16 protein-coding genes are annotated in these 21,370 nt (G+C 39.4%); 5 read left to right on the plus strand and 11 right to left on the minus strand.

The window, feature by feature from the left end; translation table 11 throughout:
* The first annotated feature begins 145 nt into the window (after window positions 1–145).
* Window positions 146–394: a hypothetical protein gene (locus JWR87_RS03565; protein ID WP_297815653.1), complete on the plus strand. Its 249-nt coding sequence runs from the start codon at window positions 146–148 to the stop codon at window positions 392–394.
* 50 nt (window positions 395–444) lie between these two features.
* Here the strand turns inward: JWR87_RS03565 and JWR87_RS03570 are convergent, their stop codons facing one another.
* Both JWR87_RS03570 and msrB read right to left on the minus strand, forming a co-directional pair.
* Window positions 445–1,701: a pyridoxal phosphate-dependent aminotransferase gene (locus tag JWR87_RS03570; protein WP_297815655.1), complete on the minus strand. Its 1,257-nt coding sequence runs from the start codon at window positions 1,699–1,701 to the stop codon at window positions 445–447.
* Between the two features lie 222 nt (window positions 1,702–1,923).
* Entirely contained in the window at window positions 1,924–2,493 is a 570-nt protein-coding gene (gene msrB / locus JWR87_RS03575) for a peptide-methionine (R)-S-oxide reductase MsrB (protein WP_297815656.1), read from the minus strand.
* A gap of 159 nt (window positions 2,494–2,652) precedes the next feature.
* On the opposite strand from msrB, the gene JWR87_RS03580 reads away from it, so the two are divergent.
* Both JWR87_RS03580 and JWR87_RS03585 read left to right on the plus strand, forming a co-directional pair.
* On the plus strand, window positions 2,653–3,228 hold the full coding sequence (locus JWR87_RS03580; protein ID WP_297815658.1) for an adenylate kinase: 576 nt from the start codon (window positions 2,653–2,655) through the stop codon (window positions 3,226–3,228).
* Window positions 3,229–3,426: 198 nt separating this feature from the next.
* On the plus strand, window positions 3,427–4,209 hold the full coding sequence (locus JWR87_RS03585; RefSeq protein ID WP_297815660.1) for an enoyl-CoA hydratase/isomerase family protein: 783 nt from the start codon (window positions 3,427–3,429) through the stop codon (window positions 4,207–4,209).
* Window positions 4,210–4,263: 54 nt separating this feature from the next.
* Here JWR87_RS03585 and JWR87_RS03590 read toward each other — a convergent pair whose 3' ends face one another.
* The 4 genes from JWR87_RS03590 to pheS form a co-directional block, all read right to left on the minus strand.
* A complete protein-coding gene (locus JWR87_RS03590; protein WP_297815663.1) occupies window positions 4,264–5,262 on the minus strand; it encodes a chemotaxis protein CheB in 999 nt (332 codons plus the stop codon).
* 70 nt (window positions 5,263–5,332) lie between these two features.
* Window positions 5,333–6,379 carry an NAD-dependent epimerase/dehydratase family protein gene (locus tag JWR87_RS03595; protein WP_297815665.1) on the minus strand — a complete coding sequence of 349 codons (1,047 nt, stop codon included), beginning with the start codon at window positions 6,377–6,379 and terminating at the stop codon, window positions 5,333–5,335.
* 98 nt (window positions 6,380–6,477) lie between these two features.
* Window positions 6,478–7,251, minus strand: coding sequence for an acyl-CoA desaturase (locus JWR87_RS03600; protein WP_297815667.1), 774 nt, complete (start codon window positions 7,249–7,251; stop codon window positions 6,478–6,480).
* A gap of 231 nt (window positions 7,252–7,482) precedes the next feature.
* Complete coding sequence (gene pheS, locus JWR87_RS03605; protein ID WP_366090084.1) at window positions 7,483–8,514, minus strand: phenylalanine--tRNA ligase subunit alpha; 1,032 nt, start codon at window positions 8,512–8,514, stop codon at window positions 7,483–7,485.
* Window positions 8,515–9,115: 601 nt separating this feature from the next.
* Between pheS and JWR87_RS03610 the strand changes: the two genes are divergently transcribed.
* Together JWR87_RS03610 and JWR87_RS03615 are read left to right on the plus strand one after the other, a co-directional pair.
* The gene (locus tag JWR87_RS03610; protein WP_297815671.1) at window positions 9,116–12,091 is read left to right on the plus strand and encodes a TonB-dependent receptor; all 2,976 of its coding nucleotides are present in this window, start codon (window positions 9,116–9,118) and stop codon (window positions 12,089–12,091) included.
* 24 nt (window positions 12,092–12,115) lie between these two features.
* Window positions 12,116–13,552 carry a RagB/SusD family nutrient uptake outer membrane protein gene (locus JWR87_RS03615; protein ID WP_297815673.1) on the plus strand — a complete coding sequence of 479 codons (1,437 nt, stop codon included), beginning with the start codon at window positions 12,116–12,118 and terminating at the stop codon, window positions 13,550–13,552.
* 94 nt (window positions 13,553–13,646) lie between these two features.
* On the opposite strand, the gene JWR87_RS03620 is transcribed toward JWR87_RS03615, so the two are convergent.
* The 5 genes from JWR87_RS03620 to alaS form a co-directional block, all read right to left on the minus strand.
* Entirely contained in the window at window positions 13,647–14,789 is a 1,143-nt protein-coding gene (locus tag JWR87_RS03620; protein ID WP_297815676.1) for a redoxin family protein, read from the minus strand.
* A gap of 30 nt (window positions 14,790–14,819) precedes the next feature.
* Entirely contained in the window at window positions 14,820–16,262 is a 1,443-nt protein-coding gene (gene gatB / locus JWR87_RS03625) for an Asp-tRNA(Asn)/Glu-tRNA(Gln) amidotransferase subunit GatB (RefSeq protein WP_297815678.1), read from the minus strand.
* Window positions 16,263–16,694: 432 nt separating this feature from the next.
* On the minus strand, window positions 16,695–17,681 hold the full coding sequence (locus tag JWR87_RS03630) for a PDZ domain-containing protein (protein ID WP_297815680.1): 987 nt from the start codon (window positions 17,679–17,681) through the stop codon (window positions 16,695–16,697).
* Between the two features lie 188 nt (window positions 17,682–17,869).
* Window positions 17,870–18,310 (minus strand): hypothetical protein, encoded by a 441-nt coding sequence (locus tag JWR87_RS03635; RefSeq protein WP_297815682.1) that lies wholly within the window; start codon window positions 18,308–18,310, stop codon window positions 17,870–17,872.
* A 345-nt stretch (window positions 18,311–18,655) separates the two neighbouring features.
* Window positions 18,656–21,274: an alanine--tRNA ligase gene (alaS, locus tag JWR87_RS03640; protein WP_297815684.1), complete on the minus strand. Its 2,619-nt coding sequence runs from the start codon at window positions 21,272–21,274 to the stop codon at window positions 18,656–18,658.
* Window positions 21,275–21,370: the final 96 nt, after the last annotated feature.

Here is a 21,370-nt window from a genome sequence, read left to right on the forward strand (position 1 = left end):
GTTTTTTACCCTTGCAATAGTTTTAACGGGATGTGGAGCCAGCAGATCGGCGAAAGGATGCGGTTGCCCGATGGTCAATAAAAAATCGGTTGGTTAAAAAGGAGATAACAATTTTCAGTTTAGTATTCCAGACAATTTAGAAAGTATGAGATCGTCGAAAAGAGATTTGTTGGTGTTAACAAAAAAAGTATCGGTTGACGAGAAAGAGTTGCAGTTAGAAGTAGAAAAGTTGCACAACTTGTTATTTCATGTTGAATCTGTAGATAATTTTTGCATTGCAAATGAGATTATTGACTTGAATAGTTACAGGATTATTGGAGATCCGATCAGAATTAAAAGAATAATTACAAAGAATAAATTAAAGTCGTTTCAGTTTGTCAACAATAAAAACTAGGTTGACAATAGTAAATTAAAAAGGGACCTAGAAGGTCTCTTTTTAATTTACTATTGTAGCTTTAACAGCGACTCCCTTAGTTTTCCTATCATTTCATTTATTTCCTCTTTTTTGCAAGTACCTACACTTAGCCGATACCACGAAGACGCCTTATCAGCTCCAAATGCATAAAAAGGTACTACAGCAAGTTTTGCTTCACTAAGTAAATAATCTGTTACATCCGACTGAGTTTGAAGCAAACGACCACCTTTTACAGTCTTTCCAGCCAAGTCTAATTTAATTGTCAGGTATATAGCAGCCTGGGGCGAAACTGCATCTACTTTAAATCCTTCATTTTTCAGACTGGTAAACCCCTCATATATTCTTCGTAGCCTTTCCTCGATTTCTGCTTTAAAATGTACCAGGTAGTTTTGGATATTTTCTTTTTGTAACAGGTATTTAGCAGTAGCTTTTTGTTCCGGCATTGGACTCCATGCGCCGAGGTGACTAAGGATAGCTTTCATCTTGGCAATAATAGTTGCAGGTCCTAAAGACCAGCCAACACGAACACCAGTGGCAGCGAAAACTTTAGAAATGCCATCAACAAAAATGGTATACGCTTTCATCTCAGGTCTAACAGAAATGGGATTATAATGAACCGTGTCACCATAAGTTAGAGTCCAATACATTTGGTCATACAACACGTACAATTTTTTGTCACTTTCGCCTCGTCTTTTGTTTTCCTGTAAAACGAGGTCGCATATTTTCTCAAGTTCGTCCTGCCTTATAGTGGTGCCGGTAGGGTTTTGTGGCGAACAAAGACAAAGTAAGGTAGCGCCATTAATATGTGGAGCGATATCAGATGCTAATGGCATGAAGTCGTTTTCAGGCTCCGCATTAATCATGCAGTGAACCCCCTCGGTCATATGCACGTAATGATTATTATTCCATGACGGGGTTGCATAAATTACTTTATCGCCTTTATCTACAATGGTTTTAAAAATGGTATAAATAAGCGGGCGACCGCCGGCAGCAATAAGAATTTCATTGTTACTGTAATCCAAACCTTCCCATTCTTTTAGAAAAGAGGAAACAGCGTTTCTTAATTCAAGGATGCCATCTGCAGGAGGATAATTTGTGTAGTGTGACTTATAAGCCTCTATAATCGCTTCTTCGAGTTCGGGTGGTATAGGAAAAATTTCGGGATCAAAATCGCCAATAGTAAAGTTGTAAATCTTTTCGCCCTGGCGTACCCGCTCACTAATAGCGTTTCCGAGTTTTACGATTTCTGAACCGATAAGGGTTTCAGCAAGGTTGCTTAATTTCATGCAGCAAAATTAACCCTAAACCCCTAAAAGGACTTTAAATGCTGTTAAATTAAATGCTGATTTTCTTACTATAAGTTCAAGTGAGTGACACAACGATGTTGAATAGAATTGGGGATGCTTGCTCAAAAAAAACTTTTGCAAGAAAACAGTTCAAACAAATAATGCTGCTAAAAAGATTTGATCTAAGTAGCAGCATTATTAAATAAAGGGATGTGGAAACAATTAGCTCGGGTCTTTAGGTTTAGCTGGTTGTGCATTAAAACTTTTTTCTGCAGCCTTTGCTTTTTCGAAATCCAACACTACACCGTTAATACAATATCTTAAACCTGTAGGGGGAGGGCCGTCTTCGAACACGTGCCCCAAATGAGACTTGCATTTTCCACATTCAACTTCAGTTCTAGTCATGCCGTGCGAGTTGTCAGGCAGATAGATAATGGAACTTTTACTAATAGGTTCGTAAAAACTCGGCCAGCCGCATCCGCTCTCGAACTTTGTATCGCTTTTAAAAAGTGCATTGCCACAAACAGCACAATAATAAGTACCAATCTCTTTAAAGTTTTCAAATTTGCTTGTCCCCGGCCTTTCCGTTCCTTTTTGGCGGGCTACGTAAAACACCTCCGGTGAAAGAACTTTTTTATATTCTTCATCACTCAATATAGCCTTACTGCTATCAGGTGTTGGGGTAGCAGAGTTGTCTTTTTTAGTAGTATCCATAATAATCTTTTTTTCTGTTTGAGAATAACAACCGTACCATGCGAAGGTTGTAACGACGATAAAGATCCAAAATTTCATAAAAGCTTTTTCATTTAAAGAAATACGATTTATGTTTCTAAAGGGTTTTATAAAATTATTGTGACGGATGGGCAGAAACACTAGCAAAAAACCGGAACTGTTAAAGGAATTTTAATACTCAACCCTTATATTTGCTGCTTATTCAAGATAAGTTCGATAATGTTCAATATTATTTTGTTTGGTCCTCCAGGCAGCGGTAAAGGTACACAAAGTGAAAGGCTTATTTCTAAATATGGATTGAAACATCTTTCTACGGGCGACATTTTGCGAAGTGAGATTGCGAGTCAAACAAGATTAGGACTGGAAGCAAAAAACTTCATGGATAAGGGAGAACTCGTACCGGACGATGTAGTGATAGGAATGATACGGTCTGCCCTTGAAAAAAATCCACAGGTAAATGGATTTCTTTTTGACGGTTTCCCCCGTACAGAAGCTCAATCAGAGGCTTTGGACAACTTGCTTCAATTAGAACAGACAGAAATTGCGGTAGTACTGGCTTTACAGGTAAGTGAGGAGGAACTGGTGAAACGTTTATTAAACCGCGGCCTGACGAGCGGAAGAAGTGATGATAATAGTGAAGCAGTGGTAAGGGCAAGAATTATAGAATATCACAAAAAAACTTCGGTAGTAGCAGATTATTACCGTAAATTCAATAAAGTAATTGATATACCTGGTGAGGGATCTGTTGACGAGATTTTTAACAGTCTCTGTGTCGAGATAGATAAACGAAGCTAATAAACTTTACATCGCACCAATACCAACTGCACGCCTTCCTTTTATAGGAGGGCTTTTTTTGTACCGTCATTGTTAGTCAGGAGCGGGCATATAAATTGAAGTTGGTAACCGTCGACATAGAGGTACAGCACATTTGGCACTAAGCAAGTTTGCAATTGTTAGATTAGCCCTCAAAAGTAACGGCCTAAAATTAAAATTATGATTACAGAACTTGATGCCGGGTATGTAAAAACGGATAAGGAACATGGTATAACGACCATAGAATTTTACCATGAGCAAAGCAATTCGATGCCTGCAAAATTATTGGAAGCACTCGCCCAAACAATACATAGCGAAGGGGTTAATGCAAATACAAAAGTTATTATTCTGAAGTCAGGAGGTGATCGGGTATTCTGTTCGGGTGCATCTTTTGGTGAGCTTGAAAAGATTACAAGTGCGCAGGAAGGGGCACTTTACTTTGGCGGAGTGGCGAAGGTTATAAATGCAATGCGGAAAGCATCTCAATTTGTAATAGCACGCATACATGGAAAATGCCTTGGAGGCGGGGTTGGGATAGTAGCCGCGGCAGACTATGCTATCGCGGTAGAGGGTGCAGACATCAAACTCACAGAGCTTGCAATAGGTATTGGACCCTTTGTTATTGGTCCGGCTATTCAGCGTAGAATTGGTCTTTCTTCTTTTTCTCAATTGACCATAGACTCTAATACCTGGCGTTCTGCTGATTGGGCCAAACGCAAGGGTTTGTATGCAGAGTTACACCCTGAAGCTGCCGGTATGGAAGAGTCGATTGAAAGGCTTTCCTTTACCTTATCTCAAAGTAATCCTGAAGCGATGAAAGAATTGAAACGAGAGTTTTGGGCAGGTACAGAAGATTGGGATGAACTCTTGAAAGAAAGGGCTAGCATCAGCGGCCGTTTAATCTTAAGCGAACATAGCAGAGCTGCGATTCAAAAGTTTAAGAGCAAGAGTAAGTCTGTATAAATTTTCATCTCCCGACATGATTTGTGGTTGGAAATAAAAGTTTGAAGAAATTTCTTAGTCAACTTCTGTGGCCGTAAATAATATCCGTTTTAGATTTTCGATATGCACTTCCATTTCCTTTGCAAGACCAAGGTGACGTTCAGATGTTTTGGCATAACCTCGTTCAACATCTTTTTTAAACAGGGTCATTAACAATGTGCGCCTTTCTTCCATCATTCGTAACGAGGTCCAAAAGGTATTTTCCATGACTTCAGATACGCGGATTAAAAGTTCTCTTTCTGAATAAGAGTGACCGACATGGCATCGAAAATGAACAGGAGCTTCCTTTTGAGCTAAATAAAGCCCTCCACCGCAATCGGGGCAATTGATATCTATTTTTTCGAATTGGCTTACATCATCAATACGCGTAGATACTCGTAGGTCAATTATTGCCTCCGTTAACACGTCTGGGGGTACAGGTGTTTCAATTAGATCATCACTATTATCCATAATCTCAGAAAGTACCGCGCCCATTTTCGATAATGATACAACGTGATCAACCTCCATTGCATCAAGTACTGATAATGGCATATCAGGATAATCAGCTTCATTAGGATCCTGAACAATGCCGGCTCCGCCACATCGAATAACTGATCGCATACCTGTAGCACCATCATCAAGCAAGCCGGTGAGAATAATTGCAATAACTCTTGAGTTATAAGTGGCAGCCGCCGAACGAAATAAATTATTTATAGATGGGCGCCATCCGTTTTCGCGGGCACCTCTTCCTACAACTACATTGCCCCGGGAAACAAGCAAATGATTATCAGGGGGAGCAATGTAGATTACCCCTTTTTCGATGGCTTCACCATTTGTAGCTACTCTGCACGGAAGTGACGTGCTTTTTTGAAGGCGTTGAAAAAGAAACTCGCCAATACCCTTTCGTGATAAATGGAGTACAACAAAAAAAGCGGCATCCATATCTGGCGTAAGTTGGGCAACTAATTCTTCCAAAGCTCGAACGCCACCGGCAGAAGTACCCGCAACAACAATAAATTTCGGAGAATTTGACATAGAAAAAATAGCATAAGAACTATGCCATAGATGGTAAGTAGAGTGGTAGATACTAGATTGTTAGTGAACCTTAGGGTCTTAATTTATTTTTTGTTACGAGCTCTGTACATACCCGTTTGATAGTTTCGTGGAGTGGAGTATACACGAATGAAGGCAGATAACTTTGCAGTTTAGTGTTATCAAATAAAACACGTTGTTGAGCAGCTTCAGCTGTTTCTTTTGTAAGCAGAGGTTCTGTACCCGATAACATCGATTTAATTGCTTCGAAACGACGTGCCATATTAGCCATTAAACGACTAACTTTTTTATAAGGAGGTTTTTTTCCAAATGCATTTGCCGCCATTGTAAAAACATCTTTGAATTGCCTGTTTTCCGCACTTAAAATAAAACGTTGTCCTGTAATGTCACTGTCTAACAAACGTATTATAGCGTTAGCCACGTCTTCTACATCTACGAAACCTGTACTTCCATCAGTATACCACGGAAACTCCTCGTAAGCGGTTTTAAATATTTTGGTTGAGCCATTGTTCCAATCTCCTGCTCCTAAAATAATTGCAGGATTAACTATTACCGCTGGTAGCCCTTCTGCAACCCCCCGCCAGACTTCTACTTCTGCTAAATATTTACTTTTACCGTAGTTGCTGTTATTATTTTCTTCGTCCCAAATTAAATTTTCACTTGTTATACCGCCATTTTTGATTTTACCAATGGCGGCAACTGAACTGACAAAGCAAAGCTTTTTTACGCCAGCGCTCAACGCTGCATTTACCACATTGGCTGTCCCTTCTATATTTGTGAGAAATAGTTCCCGTTTTCGTTTTAAGCTGAACGATACAATGGCAGCACAATGAATAACGTGGCTAATGCCCTCAAATGCTTCATCAAGTGATATCACATCCAAAATGTCTCCTTTTACCCATTGAACCTTTTCTTTTCCTGGAACGTGTGGTATTTTTGATCTGTATAAACCTCTAACGCTCCTGCCTTCTTTAATAAGTTGTTGTATTACATATGATCCAACCAGACCTGTACCACCGGTAACAAGTACCAAACTTTTTCCCGTTACAGAATACTCATCATGATTAGGTGCATGTTCATCTACCGATTGCTCAATCATAGTTACTTTAGCCAAATTTCGAAATAAAAAAAATCCTGTTTTATTCTTTTAACTTAAAAAGAATAAAACAGGAAACAAAACTAATGATATAACGAGTATTATAATTGGGTCTGATAAGAAGTGTTATTACTTCTTAAAGCAGTGGGCTTTAGGCGAATAATACGTACAGTATGTAACGCCCGCATTATTAGATAGGTCATGTCAAATTCAAACCACTTTTTAGCAAAATTAGCACTGTCTTTTGCGTAATGATGATTGTTTTGAAACAGCTCACCCATTAAAAGAATTCCAAATGGAGTTGAATTTCTTGAATGGTCTCCGTTTTTGAAATTTTGATATCCTAGCTTGTGTCCGAACCAATTAACAATAGCTCCTTGTATTGGTCCCATTAAGAAATGAAACGGCAACAGTAAAAACCACCAAATTGACGGGGCAAAGTAGATATAGAAACTGATGTAAGCTGCAGAAAATAATAATCTTGAGGGCCAGCTATATCCAATACGATCTAGTTTTTCCCAAACGGGCAGATATTCTCTTGTGAATTTCTCTTCAGGTAAAGTTTCGTTGGTAAGGAAAGAATGGTAAATTCTGGCAGTGTGTAGCATCATGTGCCAAACGTCCTTAAAAAAGTGGGGAGAATGAGGATCCTTTTCCGTATCGCTATACTCGTGGTGCATTCTGTGCATAACCCCGTATGCTCTTGGCACTAAAAACGACGAACCTTGGGTAAACCAGGTCAGAAAATAAAACACTTTTTCCCAGGTTTTACTGGTCGTGTACATCTGGTGGGATGCATAACGATGCAGGAAAAATGTGTGAAAGAACAACGATAGAAACCAGTGAGCGAAGAAAAAAGTAAGAATAGCTAACATTAAAAACTAATTAAAATATTGAAGGCGCAAATGTAAACCATTAACGCCAGAGATGATTTAAGTGTTTAAGTAAGGATTGTTAAAAAGGTTGAGGTAATTAAAGCCATGTTGCAGATTTAATGCCAAAGTGAAATAATAGCAATTGGTAAACGCTGTAAAATTGTTTTAATTGTACAAGGGTGCGACGCAAGAATGCTTCATTATAGCACATGTTCGACACAGAAAACTTCCTCAAACAGCACCTGTAAATTGTCGAAGAAATCTAATGTCGTTCTGCGAATACAGTCTCAAATCGTTGACACGAAATTTAAGTTGGCAAATGCGTTCTACCCCCATTCCAAAAGCAAAGCCGGTGAATTTGTTAGAGTCTATATTAAAGTTATCGAGCATTTTAGGGTGCACCATACCACAACCTAAAATTTCTACCCAGCCTGAATGTTTACATAAACTACAGCCACTACCTGCGCAAACCGTGCAGCTAATGTCCATTTCTGCACTTGGTTCGGTGAAAGGAAAATAGCTGGGGCGAAAGCGAACCTTAACATCTTTCCCAAACATTTCCTGAACAAAGAAGTACAACGTTTGCTTTAAATCCGCGAAGCTGACAGTTTCGTCAACATACAACCCTTCTAATTGGTGGAAGAAACAATGAGCGCGGGCACTAATAGTCTCATTTCTGTATACGCGACCGGGGCATATAATGCGAATTGGAGGTGTTTGCTTTTCCATAATGCGCGCTTGCACACTGCTTGTGTGGGTGCGCAGGAGGTAATCGGGGTTCTGATTGAGGTAGAAGGTATCCTGCATGTCGCGGGCGGGATGATTTTCAGGAAGATTTAGGGCTGTAAAGTTGTGCCAATCATCTTCAATCTCAGGTCCCTCAGCTATGGCAAATCCAAGCCGTTTGAAAATGGAAGCCATTTGGTTGCGAACAACGCTTAAAGGATGACGCGTACCTACAAGAATAGGATCGCCCGGAAGCGACCAGTCAATATTAGATGCGGTTTGGGTGGTCGCAGCTGTAAGGCTTTCTTTTAGCGTTTCAAAGCGTTCTTCTGCAAATATTTTAAAAGCATTCAGAACCTGGCCAAATTCTCTTTTTCTTTCAGCAGGAACATTTTTCATTTCGGCCATTACGTTCTTCACTGCGCCTTTTGTTCCTAGGAATTTAATACGAAATACTTCCAGATCATCGGCATTTAATATCTGGAAACCTGATATTTCTTCTTTGCAAGATTCGATTTGTTTCAACAATTCTTCCATTTTGCGAAGATAGAAGAAGATATAGTAACTTTTTTAGAACGAAAAAAGTGTTTATGCTAAGGGGATATAAAGTTTTTCTATTGAAACCAACGGTCAGATCTATTCTTTTCGTCGCGGCAGAAACAATAGAAAGATCTAAAAAATTTGGATGCAGCTTGAAAATTATGCCGCACGTCAATCAATACTAGTATTAATAAAACTTTTTTTTAAAAACGACCGTAAATTAATACTCGTGTTCACCATCATTCTTATACAAGTGTTTTTTTTTAGTTATAAGGATATGAAATCGGTTCGTATACAAGAAATTTTAAAAAATGCAATAGAAGAAGTAAATTTTTTTTAATTATTAATTCTACACTTAAATTGCACTCACATTTAAAAGATATAGATAGTTTTTTATGATTTGTGTTGTTAGATCTCCTGACTATTCTTATAACTATCAAAACTCGTTTGTCTTTCCTGTTTGGAATGCTTGTTCGAAAAGCAGAATTTGATTGTTTTATAAATGCTGCCTTAAGCAGCAGTTCCGGTGTTTTCGTTTGCTAAGTGTTTTGTGCCTTTTTATTTTATCAATGCGTTCTATTTTTTTAAACAAAAAAACATGAGAAAAATTTTATTGTTTATGCTGTTGTGCATATCCTTTGCTAATACGCAGGTATTTGCACAAACAAGAACAGTAACCGGAAGGGTTACTGATGAAGCTGGAAACCCTGTTGTTGGTGCTTCTGTGCAACCGAAAGGAAGCAGAAGCGGTACTACTACAGATGCAGCTGGAAACTTTTCACTCCAATTACCGACCAACTCCGGGTCCTTGACTGTTTCTTCTGTAAATTATACCGCACAGGATGTTGCTGTAACTAATACAGGCACTTTAGTAGTTCAGTTAAAAGCATCGGCAGGTAATTTATCTGAAGTAGTAGTGGTTGGTTATGGCACCCAAACTCAAAGAACAAGAGTTCAAGCCGCTTCGGTAGTGAAAGGAGAAAGCTTTAGGAATATGGCTATCGTGTCTCCAACACAAGCTCTACAAGGGCAAGCTGCGGGTGTTAATATGGTTAACTCATCAGGCCTGTTGGGTGCTGCCTCAAACGTGCAGGTTCGTGGTGCTTCTTCACTTATTGGGGGAACACAGCCGCTTTATGTAATAGATGGAGTACCCTTAAATGATGAGGTACTGTCTGGTGCTCAGGGGGGAGGTACTGGTTTAAATCCCTTGCTTGATTTAAATCCTAATGATATTGAATCTATGACTGTTTTAAAGGATGCTGCGGCTGTTTCAATTTACGGCAGCCGTGGTACAAATGGCGTTATTTTGATTAGAACCCGAAGGGGAGCTAACCAAAAAACGAGAGTAAGCCTGGATGTTTTTAAAGGCTATTCAAAACCGACTGCTACTTTGCCATTATTGACCGGGGATGAATATAGAAAATATATTGGAGAATACAGGGCAGCGCGCAGTCAGGCAGCGCAAACGCTTCCTCAAGGTGATTTTGACTGGACGAATGCTGTTCTTCGCCAGGGAAAAGTAAACTCTTACTCTTTGTCCGCTGCGGGTGGCAATGAAAGAACAAGGTTTTATTTAGGTGGAACATACTATAATGAAAGCGGGTACACGATAGGCAATGATATCCGCAGGTTGTCAGGAAGAATTAACCTGGATCATGATATTTCAAAGAGAGTTAAAGTAGGGGTGAATTACAGTTTATCTAACACTAATAGTGATCGTATTGGCGCGGAAAATAACACTTTTGCCCCGCTTACCGCCGCCGCGTTATTCTTACCTTATGTTCAACCAAGAGACGCAAATGGCAACTTCATTAATACAGGTTTTATAGCAAACGTGCTGGCGATAGAAGAATTAAATACAAACAATTTTATATCGACCCGTAACACAGGTAATGCGTTTGCTGAGTTTACGCTAATAGAAGGTTTACGTTTTAGAACAGACTGGGGTATAGATAATGTTCAAGCGGAAGAAAGGCAAAGGAGCGTTGAACTTATTACCCCAGGTGGTTCTGCCTCACGTGCCGTTTCGCAGAATCGCAAATGGTTAAGCACTAACACACTCAACTACGAAAAGCGTTTTGATGAACACTATTTGGGTGTATTGTTAGGACATAGTATAGAAAAGACGAACTACGATAACATTACTGTTGCTGCTACAGGTTTTGCAAGCGACCGTTTACCAAACGTAGCCTCGGGATCAACCCCAACGACTACTTTTGCATCACGAAGCGCTTACGGTATCGAAGGCTACTTCTCAAGACTTAATTACCGTTTTAAAAACCGTTATTTATTAGAGGGTACTATTCGTCGTGATGGTTCTTCACGTTTTGGTGCTGAAAAAAGGTACGGTACTTTCTACGCTGTTTCCGGAGGATGGATTGTTTCAGATGAAGCTTTTTTTAAGAATGTGACGTTCATGAATAACCTCAAACTAACAGCTAGCTATGGTACCTCAGGAAACGATAGAATCGGTGGCGATTTTCCGTCTCTTGGTTTATTTGGCGGAGGTACTCTTTCTGATTATGGTGGTGCGGCAGGATTAACACCAAGTCAAATTCCTAATCCGAATCTTCAATGGGAAGAAACCAAACAATGGGACATAGGCGTTCAGTCTTCGTTTTTTCAGTCAAGGATTAATCTAAATGTAAACGTTTATAACAAGCGTACAGTAAATAATCTGATAGGCGTTCCTTTACCATTTACAACGGGCTTCCCTTCTGTTAATCAGAACGTGGGAGAGATTGAGAACAAAGGGATTGACGTTGAATTTAATACTGTAAATGTCAGATCGAAAAATTTTGAATGGAGTACCTCGTTAAATATGGGCTTCGTTAGCAATACGGTGCTTTCGTTACCTAGTAATAAAGACGAGGCCGGTCGGGATTTTCTTTCAATTTCTGCTGCTCAAAGGGCGATAGTAGGTTATTCACGCAATACCTTCTATTTAAACAAATATATTGGGGTAAATCCAGAAACCGGGGACGCAGAGTGGGAGGATAAGACGGGTAAAGCTGTTAAAACGCTTCTTGCCGCTGACAGACAAATTGTTGGTAGCGCAATTCCCAAGTATACCGGCGGCTTTACAAATACTGTTCGTTTTAAAGAGTTTGACTTAACCGCTTTTTTTAATTTCGCTTATGGAAATCAAGTCTTGATAAGTGGTTTAGGTTTTACCGAAAACTTAACTCAGTCGGGATTTAATAAATCAACAACGGTATTGAATTATTGGAAGAACCCGGGCGACCAGGCTTTTGCGCCAAAATTGTCAAGCACTACTGCGCCAATATTTCATCAAACATCAACCTTGCAATTACTAAACGGTTCTTATGCCCGTTTAAAAACTTTATCGCTTGGTTACAGACTTCCAACTTCTGTGTTAAGTCGGTTGAAGTACATATCGAACGCTAGATTTTACGTTCAAGGGCAAAACCTGTTTATCATACAAGATAAAAATTTCAGAGGACCTGACGCTGAAGTTTCTGCTAACGGCAGCAGCCAGATTATGGGAGAGTCTTTTTTTGCTTTACCTCAGTCAAGAACTATCACTTTCGGCTTGAATATTGGCCTTTAATACAGTTTTTAAAAAACAAATTATATGAACTTAAAGAAAATATCACTAATAATAATGCTTGCCGGTTCTTTAGCAGCATGCAAAAAAGAGCTGGTTATAGAACCTGAACAATCAGTTTCTGACCAAACTGTTTTTACTTCCAAAGCCGGAGCGCAGGCTGCACTGACAGGTGTTTATAGTTCTGCCCAGATTTTAGACGTTTTTGGTGCTTTGCCCCAACTAATAAATGACTACCTGGGAGATAATGTAGAATTTGTTGGCTCGTTTCCGACGCTGCAAGAGATAAATCAATTCACTACAATTGCTACGAATACAAATGTCCAGTTGATTTGGCAAAATCATTACAGAGTTATAATCAGAGCAAATACCATAATTGAAAGAGTGCCCGGCGTTACTGAAAATAGCTTTACCGATGCTCAAAAGAAACAAATGGTAGCAGAGGCGAAGTTTATGAGGGCTATTACCTATTTTCAACTCGTTAATTTGTTTGCACAACCCTATAATTGTAATAGCGGTAATACTCCCGGCGTTCCTTTGGTATTGAAAGAATTTACTGCAGGACAGGTTGAATTTCCGGGAAGAAGTACCGTGGCTCAAGTACATGCGCAAATTAAGAAAGATCTTGAAGAAGCTGTTCCCGATCTTCCTGCTACCCATACTACTGCTGTTAATACCCGAGGCAGAGCTACTAAGGGAGCGGCAAGAGCCCTTTTATCAAGGTTTCATTTATATAGAGGAGAGTGGGCGGAAGCTGCTTCTCGTGCTAATGAGGTAATCACTGCAACACCGACCTATGCTCTCGCCCCTAATTACAGTCATTTTGATCAAACTACCGCCGAAGATATTTTTGTTTCTATTATGACTACAACAGATAACTCCCGTACAGGGTCTGGGGGGTGGGGCTCTTATTACCGCCCAAGTCCGGCTGGTCGCGGTGATGCTCCGTTTAGTACAAGTCTTGTTCAGGCTTTTCTGGCAGAGCCTGGAGACAAGCGTTTAAGCTTAAGCGATTCTGCAGTAGCGGCAGATAACGTAAGGAGAAGATTTACTTTAAAATACCCCGATGCCACAAATAATTCAGACGACGCACCCTTGATACGTGTTACCGAGATGTACCTAAACAGGGCTGAGGCGTTAGCTGAAGCTGGCGGGATTAATCAAACTTCTATTGATTTGATGAATGCTTTACGCAGAAGAGCTGGCCTGGCAGAATGGAATGTTACCACATTCTCTTCAAAACAGGAGTTTGTTGATGCAATCTTAAATGAAAGACGTAAAGAACTTGCTTTCGAAGGACATAGAAGAATGGATTTATTAAGAAAAGGTAAACCGTTAAGAACTACAGGACCAACCGCCGCTATCTCGGCACCTTGTACAGGTCAAAAAATCATCTTACCCATTCCTCAAAGAGAACTTGATATCAATCCTACTTTAAAAGGACAACAGAACCCGGGTTATTAGTTTTATATTCGTTATTAATAAAAAGGCGGCTAACTTTTACAAAAGTTAGCCGCCTTTTTATTAATAATTATTTGATGTTTCTTCATTCTGCTTTTTACTTCAACACTTCGCCCAGCTTCTTCACTAACTCTTCTCCTCTTAAAGCGCTTGCGATAATTTTTCCATTAGGATCAACTAATACATTAAAAGGAATTCCGTCAAAACCATAAGCGGGTACAGCGGCACTTTCCCATTGTTTTAGGTCGCTCATGTGCGTCCATGTTAGTTGGTCTTTGGCTATCGCTTTTTGCCAGGCTGCCTTGTCCTGGTCGAGAGATATACCGAGAATAGTAAAATTTTTATTCTTGAACTGGTTATATGCAGCAACCACATTCGGGTTTTCCTGCCTGCAAGGTCCGCACCAGCTTGCCCAAAAATCAATCAACACATACTTGCCTTTAAAACTACTAATACTAACAGGTTTTCCATTTACATCCATCATAGTTAAATCAGGGGCCTGCTTATTTAAAAGTGCATAACTGCTATTTGTATTGTCGCTTGTTGACGGTGCAGGTGTTTTAACAGCTAGCAGGCTTTTGATCTTAGCAAGACCAGTATGCTCCGGAAATTTTTGAGCAGTAGCATTCACCATAGAAATTATTTCTTCATTTGGTATCGTTTGGCTTGCAATACCTAAGGCATATAAGGAGGCGGCTGCACTAGGTGAACTATTTATATAATTTTTGAGTAAGTTGTTTAGACTGGCAACCTGTTTATCATTCTTAGTCTGCAATGTTTCTGACAAACTATCCTGGCCTTGAAGGGCTTTAATACTATCTATTACCTTGAAGTTGGCAAGAATTGCCGAGTCTTTTGCTCTGTAGTCTTCAAACAAGTTATGTAAGCTCTCCGAAGCTGGGGAACCTTCCACAGAATAATTTCTGTAGTCATTCACATTAAGATGAACTTTAATGCTGTTGTTGTCATTTATTAAAATCACATCGGGTCCGTTGTCTATCACCAGCCTGTAAATTCCTTCTTCATTTGCTCTCCCCCTTAACGTAAACGAACCTTTATCTTTTAAAATAGCCGAGTCAAGAACTACCGGTTGTGCATTTGCATAGGGAGTTTCCATCAGTGTCACTTTCTTTCCCGGCGCATTTTCTATAACTCCTGATACGACAAATCCCCCGTGTTTTTTCTCCTGGCAAGATGTGAGGATGCTAATTAGCAGTACCAGGTATATCATGTTTTTCATATTGTAACAACAAAATTTAAATGCTACTTTTTATTTTAATTTTTCTTCCAATAGTTGAGTTGCCGCCTTAGGGTCTGCCTTGCCTTTGCTCACTTTTTTTATTTCACCTACAAAAAGCCCTATTAAACCTTTTTTACCTTTTTTATATTCTACTACTTTTTCCGGCATTTTTGCCAGCACTTCATTTACCCAGTTTTCTATATCGGCACTTTCGCTAACCTGTAAAAGATTGAGTTCATTAGCTACCTGTAAGGGTTCTTTTGCAGGGCTTTGTAATAAAACCGGTAGAATTTTTAAAGAAGCAACCGAGAAGTTTACTTTTCCTTCCTCAATAATAGCCACTAAACCTGCAAGTGTTTTTGGTGTTATTGAAAGTTCGTTGAAAGAAATACCTCTTTCATTAAGTATTTGGCGCAAAGGCCCCGTCATCCAGTTTACAATTGCTTTGTAATTTTTTGAATAGGAAATAGCCTGTTCAAAATATGCTGCAGTTGCTTTCTCATCGCACATTTGCTGTGCGTCATATTCATTTAAACCCAACAATTTGTATTTCTCAAACAATTCGTTAGGTAAGGCAGGTAGCTTCGCTTGTATACCAGTTATAAATTCTTCACTTAACCGAAATGGAGTTAAATCAGGTTCGGGAAAATAGCGGTAATCATTCGCTTCCTCTTTATCGCGTATAGCAAATGTGGTATCATTATCAGCATTAAAGCTTCTTGTTTGCTGTATGATTGTTTCACCTTTTTCAACCATTGCAATCATTCGTTCAATTTCGTATTCAATTGCCTTTTTTACGTTTCGGATAGAATTCAGATTTTTTACTTCCACCTTGGTTCCAAGAGCAGTTTCACCTTTTAATCTTATCGACACGTTTGCATCGCAACGCAAGCTTCCTTCCTCCATATTTCCATCGCAAACCCCAATCCATCTAACAAGTTTTCTTATTTCTGTAACGTATTGAAAAGCCTCTTCAGCCGAATGCATGTCGGGTTCTGTAACGATTTCAATCAGCGGAACGCCAGCCCGGTTTAAATCGATGCACGTATAATCTTCGTCAGCATCATGAATGCTTTTGCCGGCATCTTCTTCGAGGTGGATACGGTTTAGTTGCACTTTTTTCTCTGCATCTTTTGTCTTGATAAAAACCCATCCTCCTTTGCAAATCGGGGTAGTATGTTGAGAAACCTGGTAGCCTTTGGGGAGGTCAGGATAAAAATAATTTTTTCGAGCAAAGTAATTGAAGCGTTCTATCTCGCAATGACAAACAAGCCCCATCATAATTGCGTATTCTACGGCCTTTTTATTGGTTTTTGGCAAAGTGCCGGGATGGCCCAGAGTAATGGGACTGATGTGCGTGTTAGGTTCTGCTCCAAATGATGCACTGTCGCCACTAAACAATTTGCTTTGTGTTTGTAACTGTGCATGAACTTCAAGTCCAATTACAACTTCATATTTTCCGTTTACATCCATAGTATAAAAATAAAACCTGCTGTTACGGTGTAAAGGTATTAGAATTAAGATAAAGGCTTGTTTAAGCCTTGTTACAAATGTTTGTGAGTAAGGAGGGTTTTATAAATGGACGTTTGTAATTTCAATCAACATCGTTGTGTCACTCTCTTTGTACTGCAAAGCTTTATTCAGGCCTTCTGGCAAATGCAACATAGCTCATTGATAAGCACCAAAGGCGGCAATAGCTTGCCTATGCTTTTAAGACTTTTAAGGAAAAGCTAATGGTAGATAAAGTAAAACAGGTGGCAGCTGAATATAGAATAAAAAGTACAAGGGAGTGACACAACAATGTTATATGCTTGTTCTATCGCTACATTAAAAAAAGCTCCAAATAATATATAAATAAAAAAGCCGCCACACTTCTGTAACGGCTTGCGCAAAAGATAGCTTTTGTTACAAGTCTGCTGTTTTTAATCTCTTCGGAACTTTAACTTCTGCAGTCTGAGACTTTCCACCTCTTTTATAAGAAAATTTAACGGCTTCGCCTTCTTTCAAATCTTTTATAGCAGTACGCAACTCATCTACTCCTGCAACCTCCTTACCGTTTACCTCAGTTATTACATCGCCATCTTTAATACCTGCTTTTGCTGCGGGCGAATTTTCGTCAACATCTTTTACGGTAACCCCTTTGCCCTCTTCAACATCCTGTATTTGTAAACCAATTTTCGGTTTTCTATTAAAGTTGAAATTGAAGTTTTCCATGGGAGGCATTACGCCTTCAGGCAGAGTGAAGTTGAAGTCTTTATTGAAGTTGTACGCAAAGGAACGTGCTTTGTTTTCACTTAAAACAGCAGTAGTCTTACCTTCTTTGCCATTGCGTTTGTAGGTGATGTCGACTTTATCGTTTGGTTTTTGGCCAGCAATTGCTTTAATAAGGTCGGCGGGTTCTTCCACTTTTTTGTCACCTACTTTTGTAATGATATCGTCTTTTTTTAAACCCGCTTTCTCTGCTCCACTCTCTTTAGTAACATCAGTTACTTTTACTCCATCATCGGACCTGGAAGTGATTACCCCTAACAAGGCTTTATTTGAGGGAGCCGCAGGGGTGAAAGCGCGATCAAAACCTTCGCCGTTCATTAAACCTTTTGGGTTTGAAAAAGCCCTTACCCGTGGAGGGGCAGTACTTGAGCGATCTCTTTTGAAAACAGTTACGTCTTTGTTTTTAAATTCATCTACCGGCTTGCCGTTGATAGTTACATTGTCACCATCAACTACGATTGTCATTTTTTCTGTTTTGCCACCTTTTTTGCGAATCACAATTTCCTGTGATTTCTCTTCCTGGTCTCCTGGAGATTTTTCTCTTTGATCCTGTGCGGAAGCAGCGGTACCAATAAATGCTGTTGCCAATACCGGTACAACATATTTAATCCAATTCTTCATAATGTTTTATTTTTTGATTTACGAAAGTGTTAGTACATCAAATGTAAGAAAGATTTTTAAATACGAAGGCTTTCGGAATTGTTAATTTAAAAAAATAAAAAGCGATTTACAGGTGGTTTTAACGAGCTGAAAATAAATAGAAAAAGCCCACGCGAGGCGTAGGCTTTTCGAACGAATGCTTGCTGCTTTTATTTTTTTGTTGTCTTAAAATTTGACACTCCGCCTGTGCCGGTTACTCTAAGTATTACAGACTCTTTATCGTTTTCTGCAGCTATAAAATATGCTGTTTCTTCCATTCCCTCCATTTCAACAGCTTCTTTTACAATATAGTCGCTATAGTCTTTTGCAAAGGCTCTTTTAGCTTTAACAGGTAATTCGTCTATTGATATAGTTCTGCTGATTGCAACTTTTTCTCCTCTTGCATTGTAAAAAGCTTCCATTTTTTCAGCGCCTATATTAAAAGTTGCTTTGTAGTAGTTCTCCGCTGTAGACCATGAGACGTTTGAAGCTTTTGCAAACTCGAACCTGAAGTTGTTGATTGCAAGGTTGCTAATCTTTTTATCAGGGGTTGCGAATGAGCTTGCAGCAACTGTAATGGTAAGTAAAGCGGCGATAAATAACTTTTTCATGATGTGGTTTTTTATTTTTTTTGATAATTTATGTCAGTTGTTTTTGATTGACTAGTCAAAAGTATATAGGGGAAAGAGGCAGATGAAGCGAAATAGGATGAAGCCTGTTTGTATTTGAAGCGTTATTGATGAGCGGTATTAGCCAGGCTAAAATAAATGGCTGAAAAGCTAATGCTGGCGTGGGTTTGCCGGTTTTTAATGCAAGAAGATAAAAAAGCGTAAAATCAGTGATAGAATGAAAAGATTAATGAACCCCTTTGGATGAGCGGTAGATGTTTTGAGGCATAAAATGAAAAACCTCCGCGATTGCAGAGGTTTTGAGATTAAAACAACATTCTTTAAGTATTACAATAAGCTTTTCACTTTTTCAATAACCTGTAATAAGGTACTTGCATCTTGCCCACCGGCCGTTGCCAGTGTCTTTTGTCCACCGCCACCACCTTTAATTAAAGGGGCTATATGTTCTTTAATAATTTTAGGTGCTTCCAGGTTTTTCGCTGCCGCAACTGCCTCATCTAGCATAATTACTACATGGGCTTTTCCATCAGCCTTTGCTGCTAACACCACTACGTAATTTTGTAATTCCTGTTTCAGGTCCAGACACAGTTTCTTTAAACTTTCCACGTTACTTACTTCAACAATTTGCCCCAGAAAGTTTATCCCATTTACTTGTTCGACCTTTTTTAATAATGTGGGTCTTATTGCAGCAAGTTGCTTTGCTTCAAGACTTTCTATTTTTTTCTTTAGTTCTGCATTTTCCAACTGCAGGCTTTCTACTGCTTTCTTTACATCTTTGGGATTTTTCAATAATTCTTTAATTTGCTGCAAAGAAGAAAATTGCTCGTGTATAAGTTGTTCGGCAGCTTTCCCGCTTACTGCTTCTATCCTTCGTACACCTGCTGCAACAGCAGTTTCGTGTTTAACTTTAAAGAATCCAAGTTCGCCGGTATTGCTTACATGGGTTCCTCCACACAGCTCAACTGAATAGGACGGATCCATAACAACCACTCTCACTACATCCCCATATTTTTCTCCAAACAGCGCCATTGCCCCCATTCCCACAGCTTCTTCTTTGCTCATCTGCTTGATGACAACCGGCACATTTTCTCTTATTTTCTGATTTACAATTGACTCTATTTGTGCAATTTCCTCATCTGTCACTTTCGAAAAATGAGAAAAGTCAAACCTCAGATGTTCGTTATTTACAAGGCTACCTTTTTGGGCTACGTGCGTTCCCAGAACCTGTCTTAAAGCTGCATGCAGTAAATGTGTTGCACTATGATTTACTTCGGTACTCCTTCGAAACGCTTCGTCAACCCTGGCTATCACCTCCCCCTCAATTTGTTCAGGAAGCTTTTCTGTAAAATGAATAGTAACGTTATTTTCTTTTTTTGTGTCTATTACCTCAATTGTCTGCATTCCAAAAGTAAGCACACCTCTATCACCTACCTGTCCACCGCTTTCTGCATAAAAGGGCGTCGTATCTAAAACCAACTGAAACGCTTCTTTGCCTTTTGCTTTTACCTTTCGGTATCTCACAACATTACTTTTAACTTCCAGGCTGTCGTAACCAACAAATTCAGTTGATGGAGTTTCGTTTAATACGATCCAGTCTTCAGTATCTATTACAGTAGCTGCCCGGCTGCGGGTCTTCTGTTGTTGCAATTCTTTTTCAAACCCCTCTTCGTCGACCTGTAAATTGTTTTCGGAAGCAATCAAACGTGTTAAGTCAATAGGAAAGCCGTAAGTGTCAAATAATTCGAATGCTGCTTTCCCATCAATAACACTACTAGAAGTTTGAGCCATCAGCTCATCAATCTTTTTAAGGCCTTTTTCCAGCGTTCTTAAAAACCCCTCTTCTTCTTCCTTCACAACCTTCGTTACAAAATCAAGCTGAGCGTACAATTCAGGAAAAACAGAACCAAATTGCCAACCTAACACAGGCATTAACTCAAATAATAAGGGTTGTTTATAATCGAGGTATGAATAGTAATACCGCACAGCTCTACGCAGAATTCTTCTGATAACATATCCGGCTCCCGTGTTTGATGGAAGTTGGCCGTCAGCAATCGTAAATGCAATTGCCCGTATATGGTCGGCTATTACTCTAAATGCTACATCTTTCTTATCATCGGTGTTTGTGTAGTTCTTGCCGGTTAATTTTTCTGTATGGGCAATTGTTCCAGTAAAAAGATCAGTATCATAATTACTGCTCTTTTGCTGTAGTACTCTAACCAAACGCTCAAGCCCCATACCCGTATCTACATGGCGCGAAGGCAGCGCTTCAAGATCGCCATTCTTCAACCGGTTGTATTGAATAAATACATTGTTCCAAATCTCTATCACCTGTGGGTGATCGTTGTTCACCAGCGTTTTTCCCTCAACCGTTTTTCTTTCCTCATCGCTTCGGCAGTCAACGTGTATTTCAGTACAAGGGCCACATGGCCCGGTGTCGCCCATTTCCCAAAAGTTATCTTTCTTATTTCCTAAAATAATTCTGTCTTCGTTAATAACCTTCTTCCATTCATTGTAAGCTTCGTTATCTTTTGGAAGGTTTTCTCTTTCGCTTCCTTCAAATATGGTTACATATAACCGGTCTTTATCCAGTTTGTAAACTTCCGTCAGCAACTCCCAGCTCCATGCAATTGCTTCGGGTTTAAAATAATCGCCAAAGCTCCAGTTACCCAACATTTCAAACATGGTGTGGTGATAGGTGTCCACACCTACTTCTTCCAAATCGTTGTGTTTACCACTTACACGAAGACACTTTTGCGTATCGGCTATGCGCGATTTCTCAGGGTTTTTATTGCCTAAAAAATAGTCTTTAAACTGGTTCATGCCTGCATTGGTAAACAGCAGGGTAGGGTCATTCTTAATAACAATCGGCGCAGAGGGAACAATCAGATGTTCCTTTTGAGCAAAAAAATTTAAAAATTCCTTTCTTATTTCTGCACTCGTCATCATAACAATCAAAATTATTTGATATCAAATTTTAATTTAAACCCCTAAAATTTCAGGGGGCGAAGGTAAGAAATGAAAACACTTTCCTCGCTCGCGGTT

It is taken from the genome of Segetibacter sp. (genome assembly GCF_025963695.1).
In the GTDB taxonomy this organism is placed as follows: Bacteria; Bacteroidota; Bacteroidia; order Chitinophagales; family Chitinophagaceae; genus Segetibacter.